This is a genomic window from Paenibacillus pseudetheri (genome assembly GCF_924513355.1).
In the GTDB taxonomy this organism is placed as follows: Bacteria; Bacillota; Bacilli; order Paenibacillales; family Paenibacillaceae; genus Paenibacillus_AQ; species Paenibacillus_AQ pseudetheri.
In genome coordinates this window covers 281,896-305,288 of sequence record NZ_CAKMAB010000001.1, presented here as the reverse complement: position 1 = coordinate 305,288, position 23,393 = coordinate 281,896, and the positions used below count along the sequence as shown (strand labels likewise).

The following is a 23,393-nucleotide window of genomic DNA, read 5'->3' as shown; positions in this document are numbered from 1 at the left end:
CCTAACTCACCAAAATCTCACAAATTGTCGGGTAATGCCGAAAAACACAAAAAAAGCAGTGAGATTTCTCCCTCTGCTTTCTCTTTTTATTAAAATTTCAGACTAGATATGCAGCTACACGCTCTTTAAACTCTGCTGAAGGGACCAGTCCCAGCTCAGTACGATAAGCACCCTCGAATTTCTCATAAAGTCGTGCGATCTTTTCTTTATTTCCGAGTTTGGCATAAATATCAATCATTTGCTGGTTCATTTCTTCATGCAGTGGATATAAGCTTAAGAACTTTTCTAGTCGTTGCTCCGCTTTATGCCAGTCCTGAGAAGCACAATCACTGTCCACCAGCAATCGAGTCCAGGTTGTAAAATGCTTGCAATAAGCTTCCTCCAGCGAAATCTTCCATAGATAAGGCTTCCCATCCAGCAGAGGCCCCTGATATAAAAAACAAAGCCGCTCCATTTGCGCAGCGTTTTGTTTTCCTTCAGCCATTTCTAAATGAGACCTTTGATAATCAAGAGCATCATAACTTTCATTTCCAGTCTCCAGCATATAACCATCATTCATTTTGCGGATTTCCATGCCGAAGCCCTTTTCTTTTAGCATCTTTTTCAAGAGGTAAATCGTATTATACAGGTTGGATGCCCCTCTTTCATCCTGCATATCCGGCCATAACAAATCTATTATTTTCCATTTACTGATATAACGACCTGCATTACATAGGAAATAAGCGAATAATTCTTCTGCTCTACGTGTTCGAAAATGAATGGGCTTCCCTTCTTTATCACATACTTCAAATCCACCAAAACAGCGGATCATCGGGTCCGTTTTCTTAGGCTCTAGTATCATCGCCGGTCTCATTCGTTTAACAAGTCGTTCAGTGACCCTATTGATCGCTTCGGGTGTTATCGGCTTAAGAATATAATCTAGTGCACTTACCTCGAACGCTTCCAGTGCATAATTCTTGTAGGCCGTTGTAAATACAATTTCCGGCTGATGCATCAGCTTCTGGATTCTGCTTGCCAGCTCGATCCCGTTCATCCTTGGCATTTCAACATCTATAAATACAACGTCCGGCAGTAGCTCAGGCATGCACTCCAGTGCCTCTAATGGATTAGAGAAGGCCCCGCTAATGGTATAATCTGAATTACGGCCGATCAATACCTTCATCAAATTCAAAATTGGCTCCTCATCTTCAACAATCACTACACGAATCATCGTGTTTCTCCCTCCATGCCCCCAAGGCTTGCTGGTAAATACATTGTTACTTTGGTTCCGAACCCAAGGTCGGACTGAATGGTAAGGGTGGCTCCGGGGATAGCGCCTATACGCTTTCGAATGTTATGGATACCGATACTGCCATCCAGCTGCCCGTCTCCGGTTAATTGATATAGCAGGGCATCTGGCATGCCCACCCCATTATCTTCGATAATAACTTTCATATAGCTACCGCCTGCTTGAACCGTAAGCGACACTCTGCCCTGACCCTCTTTTTCGAATAATCCATGTCTGATCGCATTTTCAACAAAAGGCTGAATGCATAAGGAAGGGATCTCCACAGAACGTAGGCCCTCATCCATTTTGAAAATAAAATCGAACCGCTCTCCAAAGCGAGCTTTTTCGATCTCCACGTAAGCTTGAATCAGTTCTAACTCCCGGTGCAGAGGAACAACTAAAGTGGAGCGGTCCATATCTAGAATATAACGAATGTATTGACTTAACATGGATAACAAATAGGCGGCTTTCTCTCCATCCGTATAACAGAAAGAAATCACACTACTCAGTGCGTTATACAGAAAATGAGGTTTAATTTGCGCTTGATGAAAGGCATACTCATTTCGTATCGCCTCCTGTATCGATGTCTTCATTGCAATCAGCGTTTGAATTCTCGCAATCAGCGTTTCTCCATCAAATGGCTTGGTTATATAATCATTCGCCCCAGCCCTGAAGCCAAGCGCAATATCTGTTGGCGCGTCTTTAACTGTAGCAAACAAAATAGGTAGATCCAGAATAGAGTAACGCACCCGCAACGTTCGGCATAATTCAATTCCTGAAATCCCCGGCATCATGACATCTAATATGACTAGATCCACATTCGGGTATTGCTCCATTTTGTCCATGGCTTCATTCGCCGAAAACGCCGTAATTACATTGTAATGATGACGTCTAAGAATATTCAGCAGAATATGAATATTAGAGGCCTCATCATCCACAATAAGGATCGTATATCCACTCTGATCCACTATATCAAGCGAGGTCTGTTCAAAATGCGCGTGCTGCCCCACCCCTGTAGCTGCTACTTCGCGGTAGCCTGGGATCCGCTCGATTTTGGGCAATGTGAAGATCATTCGAGTGCCTTGACCAATCTCAGACCAATCCACCCGAATCTCACCGCCCATCCGCTCGATGAGCTTTCTACTAATATACAGACCCACACCCATTCCTGTGTAACCATCTTGTGGAAGTGGTTTATCGACTTGTTCAAAATATTCAAATATGGCAGTATGCATATCAGGGGATATCCCAGTTCCTGAATCTTCCACAGTAACAGACACCGTATTTCCCTCTACATAAGCTTTTATGGTAATAAATCCTTTATCCGTATGCTTGATCGCATTGTGAACTAAATTGTACATGACTTGTCTTAATCGACTATCATCCGCAAGCACCCAAACATCGTGTTCCACCTGATTATCTAATCGCACAGATTTCCCTGCGAGCTCAAACTGCAACACATCAAATACAATTTGCGAAGCCACCCTTAGATCAACCACTGTCTGCTGTAGTCGTAATTCTCCATGCTTCAAAAGACTAACATCAATCAAATCCTGAATTAGCATAGACAGCTTCGTAGAAGTATCCTTAATTAACCAAAGATTCTGTTTCTGTATCGGATACAGATTATCTTCGCCATCTTCTAATAAAAAGGATGTCATATTCATAATGCCATGCAGCGGAGTTTTGATCTCATGAGAAGTGTTCATCAGAAATTCATCTTTAAGCTGGTTCGAGATTAGCAACTGACGGGACAGCATTTCCGTCTTATCATAAGTGTTTGAGAATCGTACAGCTAACATAATATTGAAGAAAACAATAAAACCAATGACTCCGCATTTACCCACCAAATCGGTCTGCAGAACATTTTCAGAGTAAAGACTTACATCAAAGAAAAATATCAGGAGCGAAATCGCACCGCCAATGAACAAAAATAGTTCTTTTCGATCCGTCGTCTGGCTCTGGCTGCGAACATATAAATAGATCATTCTAACAATGATGACCACCATAACGATTCCAAGATAGGTTACAAATAGATACTTCATACGAATATGTACACCATACGGGAGCACCAAAACCGATACAAGATATAGGACAAATGGAGACAACACAATCTTCATCCTCTTACTTGACATCAACCGGGACTCGACCGAGCAGTAAAACATAATAATGATAATCGAACCGACAAACTGGCTTATTTCCAATAGCTTGTAAGTTGATTCAAAAGGGAAATGGGGGAATAACTGTTGAAATATCTTCTCTCCATATAGAGAATTATTCAAAGAAAGAAAAAGCAAATATAAACCACTGAGCAAATAGGCCTTTTCTCTACGCCCAACGAAATAGAAGCTGAGATGATATGCTCCAAACATCCCCAGAATCAATATAATTCCAATGTCAGTACCCGTCTGAATACTGTTCAGTTTTGTAATATCCGTATGCACACCCAGTGGGATTGAATTCACGATCCCCCCAGTAATAAAGTTGAAGTTAGACACTTGAATTACAATTTCTATCTCTTGGGTATTAGATTGAAAAAATACAGTATACGGAGTATTCCCTGGCCTAAATGACTCACTTTCAGTCGAAGGAACCCCGTCCTCTCCTTCCTGCTTCCCATTGATAAATAACTTTTGAGACATACGGATACTTCTTATTTTCAAACCAAGAATCTCATCCGAATCTTTGACCAACACTTTAAGTCGATAAGTGCCAGCCCCTTTACGGTCCATCCCATCTTCTATGATCTTGCCTTTCCATGTACCTGGGACAGATAGATATGTAGATTTCTTATCTATACTTTGCTGAATCTCAGATGGACTCAGTAATTTATTTTCATAAAACTCCCATTCTCCGTCTAGATCAACTAATCCCTGTTTCTCAAAGTCCCATCTCGACAAATCCAGTACGCCCTGCTTGGCCACCGGGGTATCTTGGTCCTGAATCGTGGGAGAATAAATACTTACTAATAGGGAAAAGGCAAGGATAAAAAACAACCCCATCCCAACTATTCCACGATATTTCATCGTTCTCAACCTTCAGGATCCTCTCTATGCGAGTAATTCTATCATTCTACCCCACTGCTCTCACAAAAATCTCTCAAGATCCTGATTGTAAGTCGCTTCCAATCACTCTCATAAATTGTACCATTACTCAGTATAATCGGCACTCGGATAGGCGTCTATCTACAACTTAAGCCTTTAATCGACGTTCAAACGCCTTTGGAAGGAGTAGCAAGGCAATCACACCTATAATCATCACCGAAATGATGGATAAGGGCAGATGCAATAGAGGTGTACCAAAAATATTATAAGATACATATCTCTCAATTAAGGATGTGCTCATCATTACGCCTGACGGCAAAAAATCTATCCATTCACCGACAACACCTGGCAGTGAAAAATAAGGCAACATAACTACACATGCTGCTAGACCAAGAGAACTTAGACTACTCCGAAGCAAAGCGGATATCAGCGCAGTCATTAATAAAATGCCACATGCAGCTAGCAAGGTAACGGCATATTTTACGAGCAGTCCCTGAAGCTGGGTTAAGTCATACGGGCTCCCTGCAAAGTAACTATTCAAGGGTGCATTCCAACCTACGAAATCAAATGGCACACAAGAAAACAAAACACATACACTGTAAAAAAGCGTCACAAAGCCCACGGTTACTATAAATCCCGCTAATAATTTTGCAGCAACAATCTTAAGTCTCCCATATTTACTGGATAGAATAAGAGAATCCATTCTGTAGTTTGCCTCTCCGGAATATAGTGGTGACAAAGCGAAGACTAGAATCAGCCCTATCAACATATTGCCTACACCCGGGATTGAAAAAAATCTGTACAGAGATCCCCAGTCATTCGTCACATAAAATCCGGGCGGCTGAATCCCTTCCAGCATTGAAAGTCTTTTCGTAACATCCTTTAATACATATAACCCTTGATCCTCCCTCTCCAGCAGCGCTTTCTGCCCTCTTAACTCGTTCAAATTTTTATTGAATAGATCCAGACTATAAGCCGAAGCTGCATAACGCTGCTCCAGAATTCGAGTCATTTTTTCCTCTTTAGATCCCACGCTATCCTCGGCATATTCTTCTTTAAGCCTTGGTGCGTATTTAAGAGCTAAATCTGGTTGAATTGGTCCTGTATGGGCAGCAATAACCTCAGGTTGTTCCTTATTTACAACCAATAAACTATTTGTACCGGATGGATAGAAGCTGACAAAATAGAAAATTGCAATCGCCAAACCTCCTGCTATGGAAATCCAGACTCTTGGGATCATAATTTTGCGGAACTCAAATATGATCAGACGTTTCATGCGAATTATCCCCTCCGAAAGTAGTGCATATATACATCCTCTAGTGAAGGAGTCACTAGCCTTGCGTCCTCACATGGTGGATCTTTACTAACTACCCGAAGTGCTAATCCGTTATCTGCCTGCTGAACGTTCACTACAGTCCCCTTTTCTTCGATTTGCGCTAACATCCGTGCAGGTACAACTGCCTCCCAAACTTCCCCTTCCAGATCAGAGGTCAACTCCTTAATCGTTCCTTGACGTAGTAACTTCCCTCGTCCCATCAGTAGCACCTGCTTGGCGATATGATCAACGTCGGAAACGATATGAGTAGACAAAATAACGATACGCTCAGCTGAAATTTCAGAAATCAGATTTCGAAATCGTACGCGCTCCATGGGATCAAGCCCAACCGTCGGTTCATCCAGAATTAGGATGCTCGGATGATTAAGCAAGGCTTGAGCGATGCCAAGTCTACGCTTCATGCCTCCGGAATACTTTCCGCATTTTTTATCCATCTCACCAGATAGATTCACCGTTTGAGCCAATACCTCTATACGGTCGCTAGCCTCTTTCTTGGACAGCCCCTTTAGAGCGGCAACATAATACAAGAAATCGCGAGCTGAAAAATGATTGTACATCCCCAGATCTTGTGGCAAATAACCAACCTGAGCCCGGTACAAGTCCCCCATCTCATCTTTGTCCTGTTCATTCAGCAGTAGCTTTCCACGGGTTGGATATAGAACATCTGCTACAATACGCATCAATGTCGTTTTTCCTGTTCCGTTGGGACCGAGAAGGCCATACACACCAGGAGACATAGTAAGGTTAATGCTATTCAGAATCCGCTTCTTACCGAAATTATGTTCGATACCCTGCAGCTTAAGCTCCAATCAGAAAACCTCCTTTTCTCAGCACTCTGGATTGGAAGATCATCGCTATGGTAAAAATCCCTGCTGACAGCACAGTTAGACCCATCAACCCAAGTAATTGGACGGAGGTCATCCAGTTCACTGCCACTTCTCCGGAAAGGAGAACCATCCAAAAGACAGGTAGCATAAAAAGCACAGTCGTCAAATGTCTGAAATTACGGAACCGCGCAGATAAGACTAACGCTACTGCCCCGTTGATTAGAATTGGAATGAACCATAACAGTGTCGTACGGAACACTAGTTCATGATCCCATACTGGGAATGCCATTGCGGTGACACTAAGGTTAAGCAGTATTGAAATCAAACCTGCCATAAGGAAGCGTGCTTGTACATACTTATGCAGAGGGATTCGAAAGCTGCGTACGAGTTCACCCATCCCACAGAGTGTATTACGCGCCGTATGGGAGACGACCACCAGTAAAGGCATGCAACCCACTATAGACAAAATAAACATAGAGCTGACCATCTCTGTAACACTTAGAACTAGATATCCAACTACAAACAAGATCACGCCAAGTATAAGCTCTCTCCACCATCCCTGTGAAAAAAGAATCTTTATCTGTTGCCGAGCCGATAGAGGAACTGGAGATTCCTGCGCCGGTAAAGCTCGCTTGGAGCTTCTCCATCGATTCATTGCTTCTTCTGCAAAACCTTCAAGTAGCGGCGGTTCAGGAATATACTTGATATGTGTCACGATCTCATTCAGTTCCTCTCCCGTCATCTCGTGCTGTAAATTCAATTTCATGTAGTCTTGTTCGTTACGTTGAGTGCTCATTTCTATACTCCTTTCTTAAAAGGGTGAGATAAATCATTGGGCTTGGACTGCTTAAGTAGTTCACGTAGTTTCAATAAAGAACGACTTACCCTAGATTTCACTGTAGATGTCGGTTCATGGGTTACAGCAGCTATTTCTGTAAACGTAAATTCATATTTATACCTTAATAAGAGTGCATCTCTTTGGTCGTCTGGAAGTGAGCAGATTGCGGCGTATATCGTCTTAACCTCTTCACGAAGTAATATGCCTTCTAAAAAATCTTCCCCAACTGTGATCTCATCAGATATGCTTTGGTTCAACTCTGCTTGCCGAGTACTTTTACTGCGAAAATAGTCTATGCAGACATTTTGTGCGATTGCCATTAGCCAAGCCCGAAAGCTCCCCTGCTCATTTTGATAGCTTCCAAGCTTGGCCCAAGCTTTTTCATAAACCGTCTGTGCAAGATCCCATGCTAATTCATCATTATGTATTTTCCATCTAATAAATCGATAAATATCACTATAAGTATGCCGAATTAATAGCTCCACTGCCGCTTCATTCCCTTGCTGTGCTTCTATGATCCATCTGTCCTCGCTAATTTCAATTCCCTCCTATCTTCCACTCTACTACATATAACGAAATCACCTATGAAGTAGACGCATCCTACTATGTACATTTTTACTAGAATCCATAATTCCACATAAGTATAAACGCCTTCGGCGTCCTTATAAGGACGGTAAGCGTTTAAGCGAGAAATATAGGCACATATCCCGCTCTAACGATACTAGTAAACCCTTCCGGAAACGGACCTCCCCATTCTAAATGACAATACTCCCGCTGAAAAAAATCCTCCCTGCTTATAGGCGTTTCTCTTAATTGTGTGGAGATCAGAATAATCTCCCGGGTCCACTCAAAATGATATAGTTCTCCAGTTCTTCGGATAGAGTCACCTTGCCCACGGAGTTTTCTAAAGCTTTTATTCTTGCGGAAACGGCGGACTGGGAGATATGTAGATGTTCTGAGGCTTTGGTGAAATTCCGGATTTTACATACCGCCAAAAAGCTTCTAATTGAGATAAGTCCATGGATAGCACCCTCTATGATTCAAAATATTAATGATTATGATCTATAAAATTCGTTATACAAATTATATGTATTCAGTTATGATTTCGCTATATTTTGAAACTTATAAGTACTGGAGGAATTTATATGGTTAGCAATGTCAGAATCGAACAATTACTTACGATTAAAGAATCTATTGATGAGCTTTCAAAGCTTCTAATACAGGTTGTGGAGGATGGAGCCTCCATTGGTTTCTTACCACCCTTAGATCCGTCAGACTCTACATTATATTGGCACAATGTTTTGGCGCCCGATGTGATCCTTTTTGTCGCAACAATGAATGATATTATCGTGGGAAGTGTACAACTACATTTATGTACAAAAGCAAACGGAACGCATCGAGCCGAAATCGCAAAGCTAATGACACACCCTAATTATCGTCGTAACGGTATTGCACGTTCTCTTATAGAAAAGGCTGAAAAAAGAGCTATGCAGGAAGACCGATCGTTATTAGTGCTTGATACAAGAGAAGGTGACTCTTCCAACCTCCTTTATACTTCAATGGGCTACATACAAGCTGGACGTATACCGAGCTATGCGATATCAGCTAATGGTGAATTACATGCGACGATTTTTTATTATAAGATCATTGGCTAGACATTTTGAACTTGAAAACAATCTAAAAGGTTCAACTAATATAGACATTTGTGAAACACCAAGTTATAGTATTGATAACACTTTTAATAACCATTTTCAAAAGTCTAGAGGTGAATACAATAAACCAAATCGCAAACAATTCTATTCGTGTTAAAAAGATCAATCAGGAGCTTATCAAGCAAGCCTTGAAGTCAATGAAAGAAGGAACCAAATCAACGATTGCTACTGCCACCGGGTTAAGTATTGCCACTTGCGGAAATATTCTGAATGAGCTTATCGAGACAGGTGAAGTCATTGAGACGGAACTGGAGGCTTCGAATGGAGGTCGGCCGGCTCGAAGATTTATCTATAATGTGGATTTTTCTTATATTGCATGTATCTACGCCAAGATAGAAGATGGTATAGAATCTTTAACTTATGCTGTGGCCAATTCAGTCGGTGAGCGTGTTGATCATGGATTTTTAGAATTAGAGTGCGTTGACGCAGCAGCCATCGATCATCTATTGGGTACACTAATCAAACAATATAACAACATCAAAGCAGTGGGCATTGGAATCCCTGGGCTAGATCACCGAGGCGTTATCAATATTTGTGATATTTATACGTTAATTGATGTTCCTCTAGAATTACAATTACGTGAGAAATACGAGATTGAGGTTACGATCGAAAATGACATGAATCTGACTGTTTACGGATTCTATAAACAGCAGGATTATGAAGAGGATAAAACCATTGTTGTGGTGACTTTTATCAAAGGAACTTTTCCCGGTGCAGGGATCATGATCGACGGCCATATTCACAAAGGCAATACCAGATTTGCGGGTGAAGTCTCTTTTTTACCCTTTGGAATCTCGCGTGAAGAGCAAATTATTCATATGGGCCAAACCGATACCTTTATCCCTTTGGTAGCTCACACCATCTCGTCATTGACGGCCGTTATTAATCCTGAGACTATTGCCCTCACAGGGAATCAAATCAGACAAGTGGATGTGCCACATATTTATCGAAGTTGTCTGGAAGTCATTCCGGAGGAGCATATGCCTCACTTAATCGTGCTGGATCAACCTGATAATCACTATATGAACGGATTAATTGCGATCACGCTGGAAAGCTTGACCTATTCGTTGCAGCTGGTTGAGAAGCGGCGGTAAAACCAACAAGAACTTCAGGAGGAATTACGAATGGCAACAAACAAAGAGAATATGATTGCAGGAAAGCTATACATGGCTGGTGGAGAAGAATTAGCTAGAGATAGTAAAAGATCTAGAATGCTCACTCGTTTATTTAACAATACGACGGAAGAACAAGGCCAATATAGAGTAGAATTACTTAAGCAATTATTCGAATCTACGGGTGAGTCGTTGCATGTTGAACCACCTTTCCGCTGTGATTATGGCAGCAATATTACCGTCGGAAATAACTTTTACGCCAATTTCGACTGCATTATCCTGGACGTAGCAAAAGTAACGATAGGTGAGAATGTTCTATTTGGACCTAGAGTAAGCGTTTATACCGCTGGCCACCCCATTGATACGGACGTTCGTATTAGTATGCTTGAATTCGGCACACCGATTACGATTGGAAACAATGTCTGGGTTGGCGGAAATGCCGTTATCAATCCCGGAGTAAATATTGGCAACAATGTAATCATCGGCGCAGGCTCCGTCGTGACTAAAGATATCCCTGACAATGTAATCGCTGTGGGGAATCCTTGCAGAGTGCTAAGAGAAATTACAGAGGACGATAAACAACACTGGGAAAAGCTTAAAGAAGAGTACTATAGAGACACCGAGCAATAAAGATACCCGATTCTGGAGGTTCTCACGTTGAAAAAGCGTTTTGGCGGATTTAATAAGGTCTATGCCATGCAATTGGCAACGATCTTTTTGGGGTTTATTGTGTTTGGGATATCGGAAAATATTAAAGGGCCAGCCATTCCAAGAATTCAGTTTGACTTCAGTCTGGATGAAAAGCAGCTGGGCACCCTTCTATCCCTAAATGCACTAGGTTATTTGATCGCCTGTTCCTTTACAGCTGTATTGGTTCGTAAGTGGGGGATCAAGGCTGTCAGTATTATTGCTTTCGCATCCATGATATTCTCTGGCGTTCTAATTTACATCTCACATAGCTATCCCCTCTTCTCGGCTTCATACTTCCTGATGTATATCGGAAACGGAATGCTTGAGATTGGACTTGCCATTCTGGGAGCACGTATCTTCATTAAAAATACCGGGACCATGATGAACTTATCCCATTTCTTTTACGGATTTAGTTCCACGTTAGCTCCCCTACTGGCAACAGGGCTGATGACGGTAAGTGTATTCGGTCATATTCTGGATTGGCGCGGAATGTATCTAATAATGCTTAGCCTTTCTTTACTGCCTATTTTATTTGCCTTACGGAGTACGTTTCCGGGTGACGATCTTCCATATGAGGACCGTATTCCCTTAAAAACGCTTGTCCGTGATCCTGCTTTATGGCTAATGGTTCTTATCCTTTCCTTCGGAGTAGTGTCGGAGCTTGCCGTAGGCGGATGGCTCGTAAATTTCCTTGAAAAAGCATACCTGTGGGATACGGTTACTGCCTCTGGGATGCTGTCGACCTTCTTTCTCTGCTTCTCGTTAGCAAGACTCCTGCTCGGACCCGTTACTGATAAGATTGGATTTAACCTATCGCTTATCATATTTTCAGCCTTCTCTGCCCTGTGTACATTTGCCGCAATTTTGGGTGGAGAAAAGCTCGCCTTTCTATTCGCCGCAGCAGGAATCGGGATTGCGATGATCTATCCTACTGTTATGGCTTTTATCGCGAAAAGATATCCACATGGTAGCGACACCGCCATCACATTTACAGTCACGTTAATGGGAGTGGGTAGCGTAATCGGCAACTATGCTATAGGTGCTGTGATCGAAGGCGTAAAGCGGCTTTATGGTGCGGAGTCACAAACAGGCTTGCTACGCGGACTTCAAGCTGGTTATGCTTTTATCGGATTATGTGCGGCGATATGTGCAATATCCGGTTGTGTGTTATATCGTTATTTACATCGCCGTCAAGAACTTATCTAACCTCATCTATATTACTTAAAAAGCCTGTCGATTTAATCGGCAGGTTTTTTGTTGATCATAGAGTTTCCTTATCCGTGCTGCACCGAACGGTGACCAAGATCATCAGTTGATGGACTAAGCGATCTGCAGCCCACTCATCAGCTCCCGCATTTTTCTAACAATTTGCTCCTCTTCATTGCTCACCTTTTCCGTTGCCAATTCACCAAGCTCTGTGTGTTCTCCAACACAAACCGAATGAGCAGAATGTCTAAACATTTCTATATCGTTAGCATCGTTACCAAAAGCGATAAATTGCTGCATTTCTACGCCTAATTGTTGTAATCCTGTCCATTTATTTATGCCTTTAGGGCTAATATCTATAATGTCCTCTTGACCATGTCTATAAATCACAACAGGTAGTCTATGTAGCTGATCTAATAACTGTTCCCCGTTTCGGCTACTCAAAATAACTACTTTCACAAGCTCATCCAGCTCAGATGGACTTACATTTTTGGCGCGTTGTTCTGGATCTACATTTCTTCGAATGGGATGATCATCAGAACCCGAATATGCATAGTCCCAGGGACTATCAATCAAATAAGTTGCATCAAATTCTTGAATCAAATTCAGGATGTTCTCCGCAGTCTGCGGGTCAAAATGTATCGTCGAAATAACCTTCCCACCCTTTGCAATAAACGCGCCATTCCCACCTACCATCGGATAATAATGCATATGGGCAGGTAACACAGGTAATAAATCACGAATAGGCCGGGCTGACGCAAAGATGACCTCATGTCCCTTTTCAATAAGTTCATCCAAGGCTTGTACGATTCGTTCACTCAAAGGTTTGCCGCTAAAACATATGGTTCCATCTAAATCAAAAATAAATTTCATCGTCTGTATCCTCCCCTTTTTCTCTATAATAACGAGTTCGTATATAATAGAAAGGACCGATGTCCAAAAAGGAGTACGCAATGAAAACTATTCAGGATCCAAATCTTATAGCACATTACATTACCCAATTTAATCTAAATCAAGTATTCACGACATCAAAACATGCTTTAATTCAGTTACGTGTCTATGAGCAGAATGAAATCATTTTGCATGAGGGCGATGAGCTGGACGGAATTTATTTTCAAGTGGAGGGGCGTACTAAGGTTTCTTCAAGTGTGGGAACGGGGAAATCCTTGTTATTACGTTTCTGCTCACCCTTGTCATTATTCGGGGACATTGAGTTCGTGCAAGAGGTTGTAGTCCAATCACAAGTGGAAGCCGTACAGCAAACCACCCTCTTATTTATCCCGAAACAAAAGGTTGAGTCTGACCTAATGGATAACCATAGCTTTAAAGACTTATTGCTGAAACATCTTTCTTACAAGCTTCTAACCTGCACATCCGCATCACGAACGAACTTACTAGGCGCTGTTGAGGAACGACTTGCAAGTTATTTATTAACGATACAGCTCCAACGGGAGTTTGGAAAAGAAATTCAGACGCCTTATATCCCAGATATAGCTTCGTTAATTGGGACAACTCCCCGCCACTTAAACCGTGTCATTCAGCGGCTCACCGACATGGAAATCTTATATAAAGTTAAACAAGAAATTGTTGTACTCGACTGGGAGCGTTTGGATGAAATGTCTAACGGAATAAGATTTGAATAACCTAAAAGTTCATCATTCAATTGAAGATAAAATGATCGATGTCATCATAACGGATATCGATCTTTTCTCCGTTTCTTTTGACAAGATTTATATACAGAGGAGCTTCATCAACACTTCCGCCACCAACCAACACATGGTAGTTTTCATTGATTTCATATTTGCGGATGTACAAGCCTGAACCGACGTCTTCAAAGGGATAACCTTCAAAATCCTTCCACGACAACGCCTCGCCTTGCTGAGCTAGATCCCGTACTTCATCCATGGATAATATCGCAGATTTTTTATCATTACAGGCTGAAAGTATAATCGTCAAAGCAAACAATAACAGCATTATCAAGTTAGGCTTACTTCTCATTCATAAACCTCCCAACTTTATATTTTGTTATTTATAGGAAAATATAAGGTAATAATAACATAGCTTAGACTAGATGTTAAAAAGGAGTAAAGCCCTTTTGGGGGTGCTTTACTCCTTTTTAAATCTTTACTAGGGAGGGATATTGGATGGGCACCGGAAAATGAATAAAAAAAAACAGGTCAATCATGAGGGTATCTGACCATAATCGACCTGCTTTATGTAACGGAATAACGATATTTAGATTATAAAATTAAAGCATTTGATGTGAGTACACACAAAATGACGAAATCTTCATACGGGTATTACATGGGTTATTTGTGTTATTGGTTGAATGATGGGTTCATTCGGCACTGGGTAGCCCCCACAATAATAATTGCACGAAGACAAAAAGCAAGACCTAACCACCATTCGTGTCATTTACTTCTTAACTAAAATATTCATTTACTACCGCAGTTAATTGGTCGTTTCCTAACTCAATGTTAGTCAAATAATAAATGAAATAATCTTCTACTTCACTTTGTTTGAATAGACTCAGATATTGAAATGCAAGTAGTGTTGTATTGTCTATTCCATAATTATCTTCCAATTTTGTTTTTACATATTGAATTACTCGATAAATAAATCTATTGTCTTTTGTCTTAAAAACAACATTAAGAACGAATGTAATCTCATCCTCGTTCTCTAGTTCAAAAATCTCACGCATCTCATTCTCATCTAATTCTTCTTGAAATAGCTGTTCCTTAACCAAATTAAATATTTTTAAAGCCTCTAATTCATCATTATAATAATCTTCCCAAAAACTTAGATAAGCAAATTGCTTCGGTAATAAAGCTGAACTATTATTGGGCTTGTTCCACAATATCCAATCAGAATTTACTTTCTCGGATACAATGTCAAATAAAGAGATTGAATAAGGTACAACTTGTTTTATTTCATTTTCCAATCTATATAGTTCCTCGCCGTCTTTGCTTGTTTCCACAGAATAAACCATATATTTTTTATTTATTGACAGATTCTCTTTTTTCTCTAAATCCTCTTTAAAACGTACTCTCATTTATCTTACTCCTTTAATAATAAAATCGACATCCAGTTCAATTATCCAGAATAGGTCGTTTTCATTTGCTCTGAGATTCTTAGGTTTGGATACCTTCAATTTTATATCAAACGGGCTAATTTTCCACCTTGGTTTGTCATCACGTGCACACCCAGACTTACTCCAGTAGCAATCATCTGTTCCATGGTGGTTTGAATGCCTTCCAGTTGGCCTTTTGCCCAGGCTCCCTTCTTCCCTTTTTCCATTGCCGTCCGTAGTAACAACTGATACGCTTCATTCTGCACTAGGGGTACGCTTCTACTAGTGATAGACGGATCATAATCACATGCCTTAACCGCTGGTTTCTTAAAATAAGTGCTTAGATCCTTACCCGCCTGATACTGGACTTCGTCTATACCCAAAGATTCCAGCTTCTTGCGTGCGTCTTCCGCTAGCTTATGCATTGCTTCCATTTGAGTCTGATTTCCAAACGCCTGATATACCTTATAGGCTGTCTACGCCTTCGCAATCTGATCCCGCGCCAGGTAGATATCCTTCAGTTTACTTTGCGCGGCTATGAGCCATCTGATCATCTCTCTTACTTTTAGTGGTTTTATAATCTCATTTATAGCGGACAAAGACGATTTTGGCTATTGAAGCTGAATCGTTAATGATTCAACTTCTCTCATTTCGTAATCGCTCCACCGTCCCGACGAAACTGCTTGGGGGTCAAGCCAGTGTATTTTTTAAATAACTGTGTATAGTAACTTTGGCTGCAAAATTTAAACATCAAAGCGATTTCGGAAATAGACTGATTCGTATGAATGAGGATCGACCGCGATTCCTCAATTCTACGCCGGTTGATAAATTCCGTGAGCGGCATACCCGTTTCACGCTTGAAGCGGTCGGACAAATAACTGGGATGCACACCGACATGCCCGGAGATCAGGCTAAGGTTCAAATCTTGAAACAAATGCTCGCGTATAAAATATACGGATAGATTGACAATATGTGAATAGTGAAGGTTCTCCTTCTGCTGGCGCATCACTGTAATGAATTGCAGGACCATTTCATATTCGTATCGATGAAGGGCCTCAATCTCCGTCGTAGCTTCCACCGCACGGATGAACGTATCACTCAGCTGAAAAGCTGTCTCAGGGTCAACACCACCCCGGATAATCGCACGTGTAAACAAGGTGCAGGATGCAATCATAGCGTTTTTCTTGGAGCGCAGCGGATATCGGGCTAGCATAGCCGCTTCCATTGCGTTAATTCTATGCAGTGCTTCCAGTGCCCGCTTCTCGTCACCGAGTCGGATCGCTTCCAAAAGCTCATGTTCATAATCCAGCGGAGGATGAACAAATCCCTCTGACAGATCCACAGAACGTGTGGACCAATATTCCGGCAGTTTATGTTTCCCTTTAAGTTGATCCATACTTGTTAACCTCACCTAAAAATTTTGATAATATCCTAAATAATTTAGTATAATTCTAGCCCTTTCGGACTTAAAATTCAATTCATAACCATCAAGGGAGGAAACATAAGCATGAGCTGGAGCATTGCCAATCAGGGATTGTCGGCAGATACCCTACTGAATTTGGAAAGTATTTTTGCGCTGGGGAATGGATATTTGGGCGTGCGTGGCAATTTTGAAGAAGGATATTCTGATAAAGAAATCCGTAGTATCCGCGGAACATACTTGAACGCCTTTCACGATGTGATTGACATTCCCTATGGGGAGAAGCTATTCGCTTTTCCAGGTACCCAGCAAAAACTGGTTAATATTATAGATTCCCAAGGGATAAATATTTATATAGGTGAAGATATGGAGCCATTTGCACTTACAGCAGAGAGTGTCCTCGCCTATGAGCGTAACCTCCATCTGGACAAGGGATACTCGGAGCGTAAAATCCACTGGAAATCCCCCTCCGGTAAAGAACTCAAGCTGCATTTCCGTAGACTCGTTTCTTTCACTACCCGTGAACTTTTTGCCATTCATCTGACTGTTGAGCCTGTCAATTTCACCGGTCCAATTCGGGTTGTCTCTCGTGTAAATGGCGATGTTAGCAACTATACTAACCCGAATGACCCGCGTGTAGCTGCAGGACATTCCAAACGCCTGAGCGTAGTAGCGTGTGAAGTTCGCGGTGAATATGTATGCCTGGAGAACGAGACGATGGCTTCGGCCCTGCGGACCTCCTGTGTTACCAGGCATGAATGGGAAGGTGAATGGCAGGTTGAAACTCAAGCTGGAGAAACCGATGCTACAGTGACGGCAACCGCCTCCTTGTCTGGGCCACTATCGCTTACCAAATGGAATGTTTATACCGATACACTACGACATGAACAAATGCTTGTAGATACCGGTATTCAGGTACAGGAATCATTGAAGCACCTCTCCTTTGAAGACATGCTGGAACAGCAGGAGCATTATTTGGCTGACTTCTGGAAGCGTTCCGATGTAGTCATTGAGAACGACTTGTCGCTTCAGGAGGGTATACGTTTCAACCTTTATCAGCTGCTGCAATCAGCCGGACGCGACGCGCATAGCAACATCTCTGCTAAAGGCTTATCCGGTGAAGGGTACGAAGGCCATTATTTCTGGGACACGGAGATTTATATGTTCCCTGTGTTCCTAATGACTTCGCCTGACTTGGCCCGGCAGCTCCTATTGTACCGGTATTCCAAGCTGGAGGAGGCAAGGGAACGTGCTAAAGAGATGGGCCATGCCCAAGGGGCATTGTTCCCATGGCGGACGATTTCAGGTACGGAATGTTCCTCCTTCTTCCCATCCGGCACAGCTCAATATCATATCAGCGCCGATGTAGCCTACAGCTTTATCCAATACCATCTAGCGGAAGAAGATGACGCGTTCTTGCTCCAATACGGCGCCGAGGTGCTATTTGAGACAGCGCGGCTTTGGATGGAGATCGGTCATTACTACGAAGATAAGTTTCACATCGATGAAGTGACTGGACCGGACGAATACACATGTCTTGTGAACAACAACTATTACACCAATGTAATGGCCAAACATAATTTAAAATGGGCCGCACGCATTTTTGCGCGGCTTCAAAAATATGACGAGGCTGCATTCCAAGCTTTGTGTGTACGCCTGCATGTGACTGGACCAGAAGCAGATAGCTGGCTGAAGGCGGCGAATGACATGCTGCTTCCTTACGACGAGAAGCTGGGCATTAATCCGCAGGATGATACTTTTTTACGCAAAGCGGTCTGGGATTTCGAGAATACACCACCGGAGAAACATCCGCTGTTGTTGCATTACCATCCACTCACGCTGTACCGTTATCAGGTCTGCAAGCAAGCCGATACTGTACTCGCTCATTACTTGCTGGAAGACGAGCAGTCGCAAGAAACTATTCGCAAATCGTACGATTATTATGAACAAATCACTACCCATGATTCCTCTTTGTCCTCTTGCATATTCAGCATTATGGCTTCGAAAATCGGGTATAAGGACAAAGCGTATAACTATTTTATAGAGACGGCGCGGCTCGATCTCGACAATACGCACGGAAACACTAAAGACGGATTACATCTCGCCAATATGGGAGGAACGTGGATGGCCATTGTGTACGGTTTTGCCGGAACACGTCTCAAAGAAAATGGCCTGTCGCTCGCTCCGTCCCTACCTGCGGGCTGGCAGAAATATAACTTCCGCCTCACCTTCCGCGGCCGTCTCATTGCTGTAACCATTCGCGAGAAAGGTGTGGAGCTTGAATTGCTAGAGGGTGAAACCCTTGAACTTACGCTCTACGGCCAATCGTTAACTCTGGGCAACGAGAAGCCGTTAACTCAGGCGCTGCAAGCCTAATTCATAAGGAGCGAAACACAATGAATGCAACATCTCAAATTCAAGCCGTAATCTTTGATCTAGACGGCGTTATTACCGATACCGCAGAATATCATTATCAGGCTTGGGGAATGATTGCGAAAGAGCTGGGTCTCCCATTCACCCGAGAGTTCAATGAGAACCTCAAAGGTGTATCGCGCATTGCCTCACTGGAGTTGCTACTTGGACAAGCGGCAACTCCGCACACCTACTCTCCCGAAGAGATGGAGGAGATGGCGACCCGAAAAAATGAGTTTTATCAGCAACTTATTCAGCAGGTAACCCCGGCCGATGTGCTGCCTGGTATTTCTGAATTGCTCGCCGAGCTGAAGGCCCACGGAGTGAAGACTGGCATTGCCTCCGCTAGCAAAAATGCCTTTACAGTTATCCGCCTTCTAGGTATGGAGAAAGACTTCGGAGTTATTGTAGATGCCGCCAAGCTTGCTCGCAACAAACCAGACCCGGAAGTGTTCCTGACCGCCGCCGATGCGCTTGGTGTAGATCCGCAATTTTGCGTCGGGGTCGAAGACGCAGTCGCCGGGGTAGAAGCGATCAAAGCGGCAGGTATGTTCGCTGTATATATCTCCTTACAGGAGAATATGTCCATCGCTGATATGAACTTGAACCACACTGCTGAACTTAACTACTCTGAGCTAAACCAGCAGTTCGCTGCTATAAAGAATAGAGTAAGCTAAATAATTGGGCATCCCAGTCTCAATATATGTAAGTTATGAACTAAGCCGGCAAGCTCCTAAGGGAAGCTTGCCGGCTTATGTTTGAAATATATTTTCAGAACACCCGCTTCTGATTCCGAACATCAATAACCTATTGATAATATTGCGCTTGCGCTTTCCACATCGTGCTATACTCCTGTTGGTCTTTCAACAATTGATCATGTGGACCGTATTCGCGCAATTCACCATTGTTAAAAAGTGCGATTTTATCGCAGAATTTACAAGCAGATAACCGATGTGAGATATAAATAACGGTTTTATTTGCTGCCAAAAGATTGAAGTTGTTGTACATCTCAAACTCCGCATAAGGGTCTAACGCAGCTGTAGGCTCGTCCAGAATAAGAATAGGTGACTTTTTTAGTAAAGCTCTAGCAATTGCAATCTTCTGACTTTCACCACCCGAAAAGTCTGTGCCTCTTTCATCAAAGATTTTAAATACCTGTGTATCTAGTCCTCTTTCTAAATATTTCGTTTTTGCTTCCAATCCTACTTGATTAAGCACTTCTTCCATTTCTTTATCCGATATTTCGCTATTCTTCGCGCATAAGTTGTCTTTGATAGAAAATGAAAATAATTTATAATCCTGAAACACAACACCTAAGATTTTCATATATTCATCGTATCGATAATCTTGAATAGATCTTCCATTCAGAAGAATCTCTCCTTGATCAGGTTCATACAATCGGCAAAGCAGTTTAATAAAAGTCGTTTTACCTGCGCCATTTTGGCCTACTATAGCTAACTTTTCTCCATTTTTTATAGTCATTGACACATTTTTTATGGAATAGCTCTCATTTCCCGTATATTTAAAAGACACATTACAAAATTCAATCTCAATATTTATGAGTTTCTCAAGACGCTCTTCTCCGCTTTTCATTGTTGGTCTTAGACTCTCAAATTCTCTAAACACCTCAATGTATTTACACATTTGTCGAAATTCTACATAGGCATTCATTGCTAACGAAACTTGTGCAGAAAAGCTATTGGCAGCAGAAATATACATAACAAAACCACCCATTTGAATTTTCCCCGTAACTACTTTCACAACCATGTAGGCGTAGATAATGACCATTTGCAATTGAAGATTAACACTGGTCAGTCCCTTATATCTCCCCACTTTTTCGTAAAGCCCTCCAAAACCACGAACGCTTTCATTATGATATGCATCCACTTTATTCAGCAAATAAGGAGCCATCCCAAACAAACGGACATCTTTAGCCATGGAAAAATCAACGGCTAGTTTGGAATAATAGCCAAATTTCCGATTTAGAGGAGCTAATAATTTATGAAAATTGAATTGAGCTTGTTGCGACTTTTTAAAGATAAAGGTATTAAGTACAATCATCCCAATAATCAGCACGATGATTCCAATGTTTAACGTAGAGATTAAGGCCGTTAGTCCCAATAGGGAGAGCATTGTTTGCAGCAAAATCTTCATACTATCTAGCATTTTACGTATAACATCCTGCTGACGAATGGGAGTAAGCGCTTGTTCTTTAAGATCTAGCACTTTGGAATTCTCTAAACTCTCATAATCCAGATTCATAATATGATTTCCAACATGTAACTCTAAACTATCCATGACCAATACATTGGACAGTTCAATTTGTTTATTCAGGTAACTCTGAAGTAACCCCAAGACAGCATTACCTGCCACCAAAATTCCTATCCAGAGGATAATATTCATTTCGCGGCCTGCTCCCATCAATTCATCAATCAAATATTTGGGAAGGATGATGTTTATAAACGGGAAAATTGCGCTGCATAATGATGAACCTACCATTAGCGGGATGTACGATTTAGACATGGAATGTACCAGCTTCCAAAAGTAAAGGGTCACATGCCAATCCTTTTTCAGTGCAGGGAATGGATTCATAAGCTAGGCTTCACTCCCCTTATAATATTGTGCTTGAATCTGATACATTTGATTGTATTTTCCTCTGCGTTCCATCAATTCGCTGTGAGAACCGGCTTCGGAAATTTCTCCTTGCTCCATATACAATATCTGGTCACAGAACCGTGTGCTAGACAATCGATGAGAAATATATAATGCTGTTCTCTCACCGATCATTTCATTAAATCTTGTATACAGGTTGAATTCGGCAATTGCATCAACTGCTGCAGTCGGCTCATCCAAAATAATCAATTCTCCATTCTTATATAGCGCCCTTGCCAACATCATTCTTTGGTTTTCCCCTCCAGAGAACTCAACACCTTGATCATCCAAAAACTTTTGCATTGGGGTGAGAATGCCTGATTTCAAAGAGGCGACTTTTTCGCTTAGTCCCGCTTTTTCAAGACTGTCATGAATTCTTAAAGCATCAGACTCTCTATGCTCTTTTAGAGAAATATTCTCTGCTAGTGAGAAGGCGAGTACGCGAATTTCTTGAAATATCGTAGAAAATAATCTCCAATAATCCGTTTTAGCATACTGTTTGATATTGATTCCATTCAGCGTAATCTCTCCACTATCGGGTTCATACAACCTGCATAACAATTTGATAAGCGTTGTCTTACCAGCACCATTATGACCCACAATAGCAAGTCGTTGATGCGGAGGTATGATGAAGGATATTTTATTAAACACAGGCTGGCTATTACCAGGATAAGTAAAGGAAACTTCTTTAAATTCTATCGAATAAGGACCTGTTGGGAGTGCAAGCATAGCTCCTTCCCCCTGCTTATCTTGCGGTATCTCTAAAAAGTTACGGAGTTCCTCTATGTATAAATTCTGTGTGCGCAGATGGGCTAAATCTTTCATAAATCCCTGAAGAACGCCAGAAAATCCAGCGACAGCAGTTGTGTACATCACAAAATCACCTATAGTTATCCTCTGATGAAGGTAAAGATACGCCAAATAACCATATACAATTCCCTCACGGAACAACCGGATCAAAATATCTATTATTTCACTCTGAAAATAAAAGCTACTGATAGAGGACTGAATTTTCTGTCTATTTTGAACACTTGAATGGTATAGGGACACCAATGTATTGTTAAAGGAATTAATCCGAATTTCCTTACCAAAAGTAAAATCTTGCATGATATCCGAATAATACTTTCTCTTCCTCTCCAATTCCGAAAGCTGTTCTTCATGTTCATACTCATAACGTTTAGCACGAAGGGAAAACACATAAGAACACCCAATACTTACAATTAGAAAAACAATAACACCAAAACTTAATCCTCCAATTACAGTTATATAACCCGCAAAAGCAAGAAATCCAGCCAGACATGCAAAAAATGTATGAAATAGTCCCTGAAATCCATTCTGCACACTTTTTAGGGAACGCTTGGCCTGCTCCATCTGATTAAGATAGATGGCATCTTCTGTATTTTTGAAATCAACATTCATATTTTGCGCAGTGTGAGCGTGGATCTGTGTAAATAGAACTTTCATTAATTGAGTTAAACCCAAATTTTGTAGATATCCTGTAAAATAGCTAATGATAGTCAGTAATAAAAACATCAGTGAAATTAGGAAGATAAACTGCTGAGGTCTTTGCTGTCCGGTCAATTCATCTATAATAAATTTTGGAAATAGGATCAAAAGGAAGGGCTGTATAGCCGAAAGAAGCGTTACAGTAGAATAATACATAATGGAACGTCTACTGTTAGTCCAGGATGTGTAGAGGACATAGCCAATGCTGGTCCAAGTGGAGGTTAAGGATTTTGTTCTCATTACGGAAAGTTCCCCTTAGTATTTAAAATGTTTCTTGATTACATTTTATCAATACTATTAT

General features: G+C 41.6%; 21 protein-coding genes. 7 read left to right on the top strand and 14 right to left on the bottom strand.

Features of this window, described 5'->3' with window-relative positions:
- Positions 1 to 97: 97 nt before the first annotated feature.
- The 7 genes from L1028_RS01440 to L1028_RS31590 all read right to left on the bottom strand — a co-directional run bounded on the left by L1028_RS01440 (position 98) and on the right by L1028_RS31590 (position 8,307).
- Positions 98 to 1,210, bottom strand: coding sequence for a response regulator (locus L1028_RS01440; RefSeq protein ID WP_234530246.1), 1,113 nt, complete (start codon positions 1,208 to 1,210; stop codon positions 98 to 100).
- The gene (locus tag L1028_RS01435) at positions 1,207 to 4,293 is read right to left on the bottom strand and encodes a sensor histidine kinase (RefSeq protein WP_234530304.1); all 3,087 of its coding nucleotides are present in this window, start codon (positions 4,291 to 4,293) and stop codon (positions 1,207 to 1,209) included. Before L1028_RS01435 ends, L1028_RS01440 begins: the two co-directional genes overlap by 4 nt.
- A gap of 166 nt (positions 4,294 to 4,459) precedes the next feature.
- Complete coding sequence (locus L1028_RS01430) at positions 4,460 to 5,587, bottom strand: ABC transporter permease subunit (protein WP_234530245.1); 1,128 nt, start codon at positions 5,585 to 5,587, stop codon at positions 4,460 to 4,462.
- Positions 5,588 to 5,592: 5 nt separating this feature from the next.
- Positions 5,593 to 6,456 carry an ABC transporter ATP-binding protein gene (locus tag L1028_RS01425; protein WP_234530243.1) on the bottom strand — a complete coding sequence of 288 codons (864 nt, stop codon included), beginning with the start codon at positions 6,454 to 6,456 and terminating at the stop codon, positions 5,593 to 5,595.
- On the bottom strand, positions 6,446 to 7,270 hold the full coding sequence (locus tag L1028_RS01420) for a hypothetical protein (RefSeq protein WP_234530241.1): 825 nt from the start codon (positions 7,268 to 7,270) through the stop codon (positions 6,446 to 6,448). The genes L1028_RS01425 and L1028_RS01420 overlap by 11 nt, the downstream gene beginning before the upstream one ends.
- 2 nt (positions 7,271 to 7,272) lie before the next feature.
- Positions 7,273 to 7,797, bottom strand: coding sequence for an RNA polymerase sigma factor (locus tag L1028_RS01415; RefSeq protein ID WP_234530239.1), 525 nt, complete (start codon positions 7,795 to 7,797; stop codon positions 7,273 to 7,275).
- A 339-nt stretch (positions 7,798 to 8,136) separates the two neighbouring features.
- Complete coding sequence (locus tag L1028_RS31590; protein ID WP_423802995.1) at positions 8,137 to 8,307, bottom strand: helix-turn-helix domain-containing protein; 171 nt, start codon at positions 8,305 to 8,307, stop codon at positions 8,137 to 8,139.
- Between the two features lie 150 nt (positions 8,308 to 8,457).
- Here L1028_RS31590 and L1028_RS01410 point away from each other — a divergent pair, with 150 nt between their 5' ends.
- From L1028_RS01410 to L1028_RS01395, 4 genes are all read left to right on the top strand, one after another.
- Positions 8,458 to 8,967: a GNAT family N-acetyltransferase gene (locus L1028_RS01410; RefSeq protein WP_234530237.1), complete on the top strand. Its 510-nt coding sequence runs from the start codon at positions 8,458 to 8,460 to the stop codon at positions 8,965 to 8,967.
- Positions 8,968 to 9,077: 110 nt separating this feature from the next.
- A complete protein-coding gene (locus tag L1028_RS01405; RefSeq protein ID WP_234530235.1) occupies positions 9,078 to 10,118 on the top strand; it encodes an ROK family protein in 1,041 nt (346 codons plus the stop codon).
- A 30-nt stretch (positions 10,119 to 10,148) separates the two neighbouring features.
- Positions 10,149 to 10,766, top strand: a complete 618-nt coding sequence (locus tag L1028_RS01400) for a sugar O-acetyltransferase (RefSeq protein WP_234530233.1) — start codon at positions 10,149 to 10,151, stop codon at positions 10,764 to 10,766.
- 66 nt (positions 10,767 to 10,832) lie between these two features.
- Positions 10,833 to 12,032, top strand: a complete 1,200-nt coding sequence (locus L1028_RS01395; RefSeq protein WP_234530302.1) for an MFS transporter — start codon at positions 10,833 to 10,835, stop codon at positions 12,030 to 12,032.
- A gap of 114 nt (positions 12,033 to 12,146) precedes the next feature.
- Here the strand turns inward: L1028_RS01395 and L1028_RS01390 are convergent, their stop codons facing one another.
- The gene (locus tag L1028_RS01390; protein ID WP_234530231.1) at positions 12,147 to 12,905 is read right to left on the bottom strand and encodes an HAD-IIB family hydrolase; all 759 of its coding nucleotides are present in this window, start codon (positions 12,903 to 12,905) and stop codon (positions 12,147 to 12,149) included.
- 80 nt (positions 12,906 to 12,985) lie between these two features.
- Between L1028_RS01390 and L1028_RS01385 the strand changes: the two genes are divergently transcribed.
- On the top strand, positions 12,986 to 13,675 hold the full coding sequence (locus L1028_RS01385) for a Crp/Fnr family transcriptional regulator (protein WP_234530228.1): 690 nt from the start codon (positions 12,986 to 12,988) through the stop codon (positions 13,673 to 13,675).
- Between the two features lie 16 nt (positions 13,676 to 13,691).
- Here L1028_RS01385 and L1028_RS01380 read toward each other — a convergent pair whose 3' ends face one another.
- The 4 genes from L1028_RS01380 to L1028_RS01365 all read right to left on the bottom strand — a co-directional run bounded on the left by L1028_RS01380 (position 13,692) and on the right by L1028_RS01365 (position 16,498).
- Positions 13,692 to 14,030: a hypothetical protein gene (locus tag L1028_RS01380; RefSeq protein WP_234530226.1), complete on the bottom strand. Its 339-nt coding sequence runs from the start codon at positions 14,028 to 14,030 to the stop codon at positions 13,692 to 13,694.
- Between the two features lie 424 nt (positions 14,031 to 14,454).
- On the bottom strand, positions 14,455 to 15,084 hold the full coding sequence (locus L1028_RS01375) for a hypothetical protein (RefSeq protein ID WP_234530224.1): 630 nt from the start codon (positions 15,082 to 15,084) through the stop codon (positions 14,455 to 14,457).
- A gap of 101 nt (positions 15,085 to 15,185) precedes the next feature.
- Positions 15,186 to 15,536, bottom strand: a complete 351-nt coding sequence (locus L1028_RS01370) for a hypothetical protein (protein WP_234530222.1) — start codon at positions 15,534 to 15,536, stop codon at positions 15,186 to 15,188.
- 212 nt (positions 15,537 to 15,748) lie between these two features.
- The gene (locus tag L1028_RS01365) at positions 15,749 to 16,498 is read right to left on the bottom strand and encodes an AraC family transcriptional regulator (RefSeq protein ID WP_234530221.1); all 750 of its coding nucleotides are present in this window, start codon (positions 16,496 to 16,498) and stop codon (positions 15,749 to 15,751) included.
- A 111-nt stretch (positions 16,499 to 16,609) separates the two neighbouring features.
- On the opposite strand from L1028_RS01365, the gene L1028_RS01360 reads away from it, so the two are divergent.
- Complete coding sequence (locus L1028_RS01360; RefSeq protein ID WP_234530219.1) at positions 16,610 to 18,898, top strand: glycoside hydrolase family 65 protein; 2,289 nt, start codon at positions 16,610 to 16,612, stop codon at positions 18,896 to 18,898.
- 20 nt (positions 18,899 to 18,918) lie between these two features.
- On the top strand, positions 18,919 to 19,611 hold the full coding sequence (pgmB, locus tag L1028_RS01355; protein WP_234530217.1) for a beta-phosphoglucomutase: 693 nt from the start codon (positions 18,919 to 18,921) through the stop codon (positions 19,609 to 19,611).
- Positions 19,612 to 19,741: 130 nt separating this feature from the next.
- Here the strand turns inward: pgmB and L1028_RS01350 are convergent, their stop codons facing one another.
- Complete coding sequence (locus L1028_RS01350; RefSeq protein ID WP_234530214.1) at positions 19,742 to 21,433, bottom strand: ABC transporter ATP-binding protein; 1,692 nt, start codon at positions 21,431 to 21,433, stop codon at positions 19,742 to 19,744.
- 96 nt (positions 21,434 to 21,529) lie between these two features.
- Complete coding sequence (locus L1028_RS01345; RefSeq protein ID WP_234530212.1) at positions 21,530 to 23,332, bottom strand: ABC transporter ATP-binding protein; 1,803 nt, start codon at positions 23,330 to 23,332, stop codon at positions 21,530 to 21,532.
- Between the last annotated feature and the right edge of the window lie 61 nt (positions 23,333 to 23,393).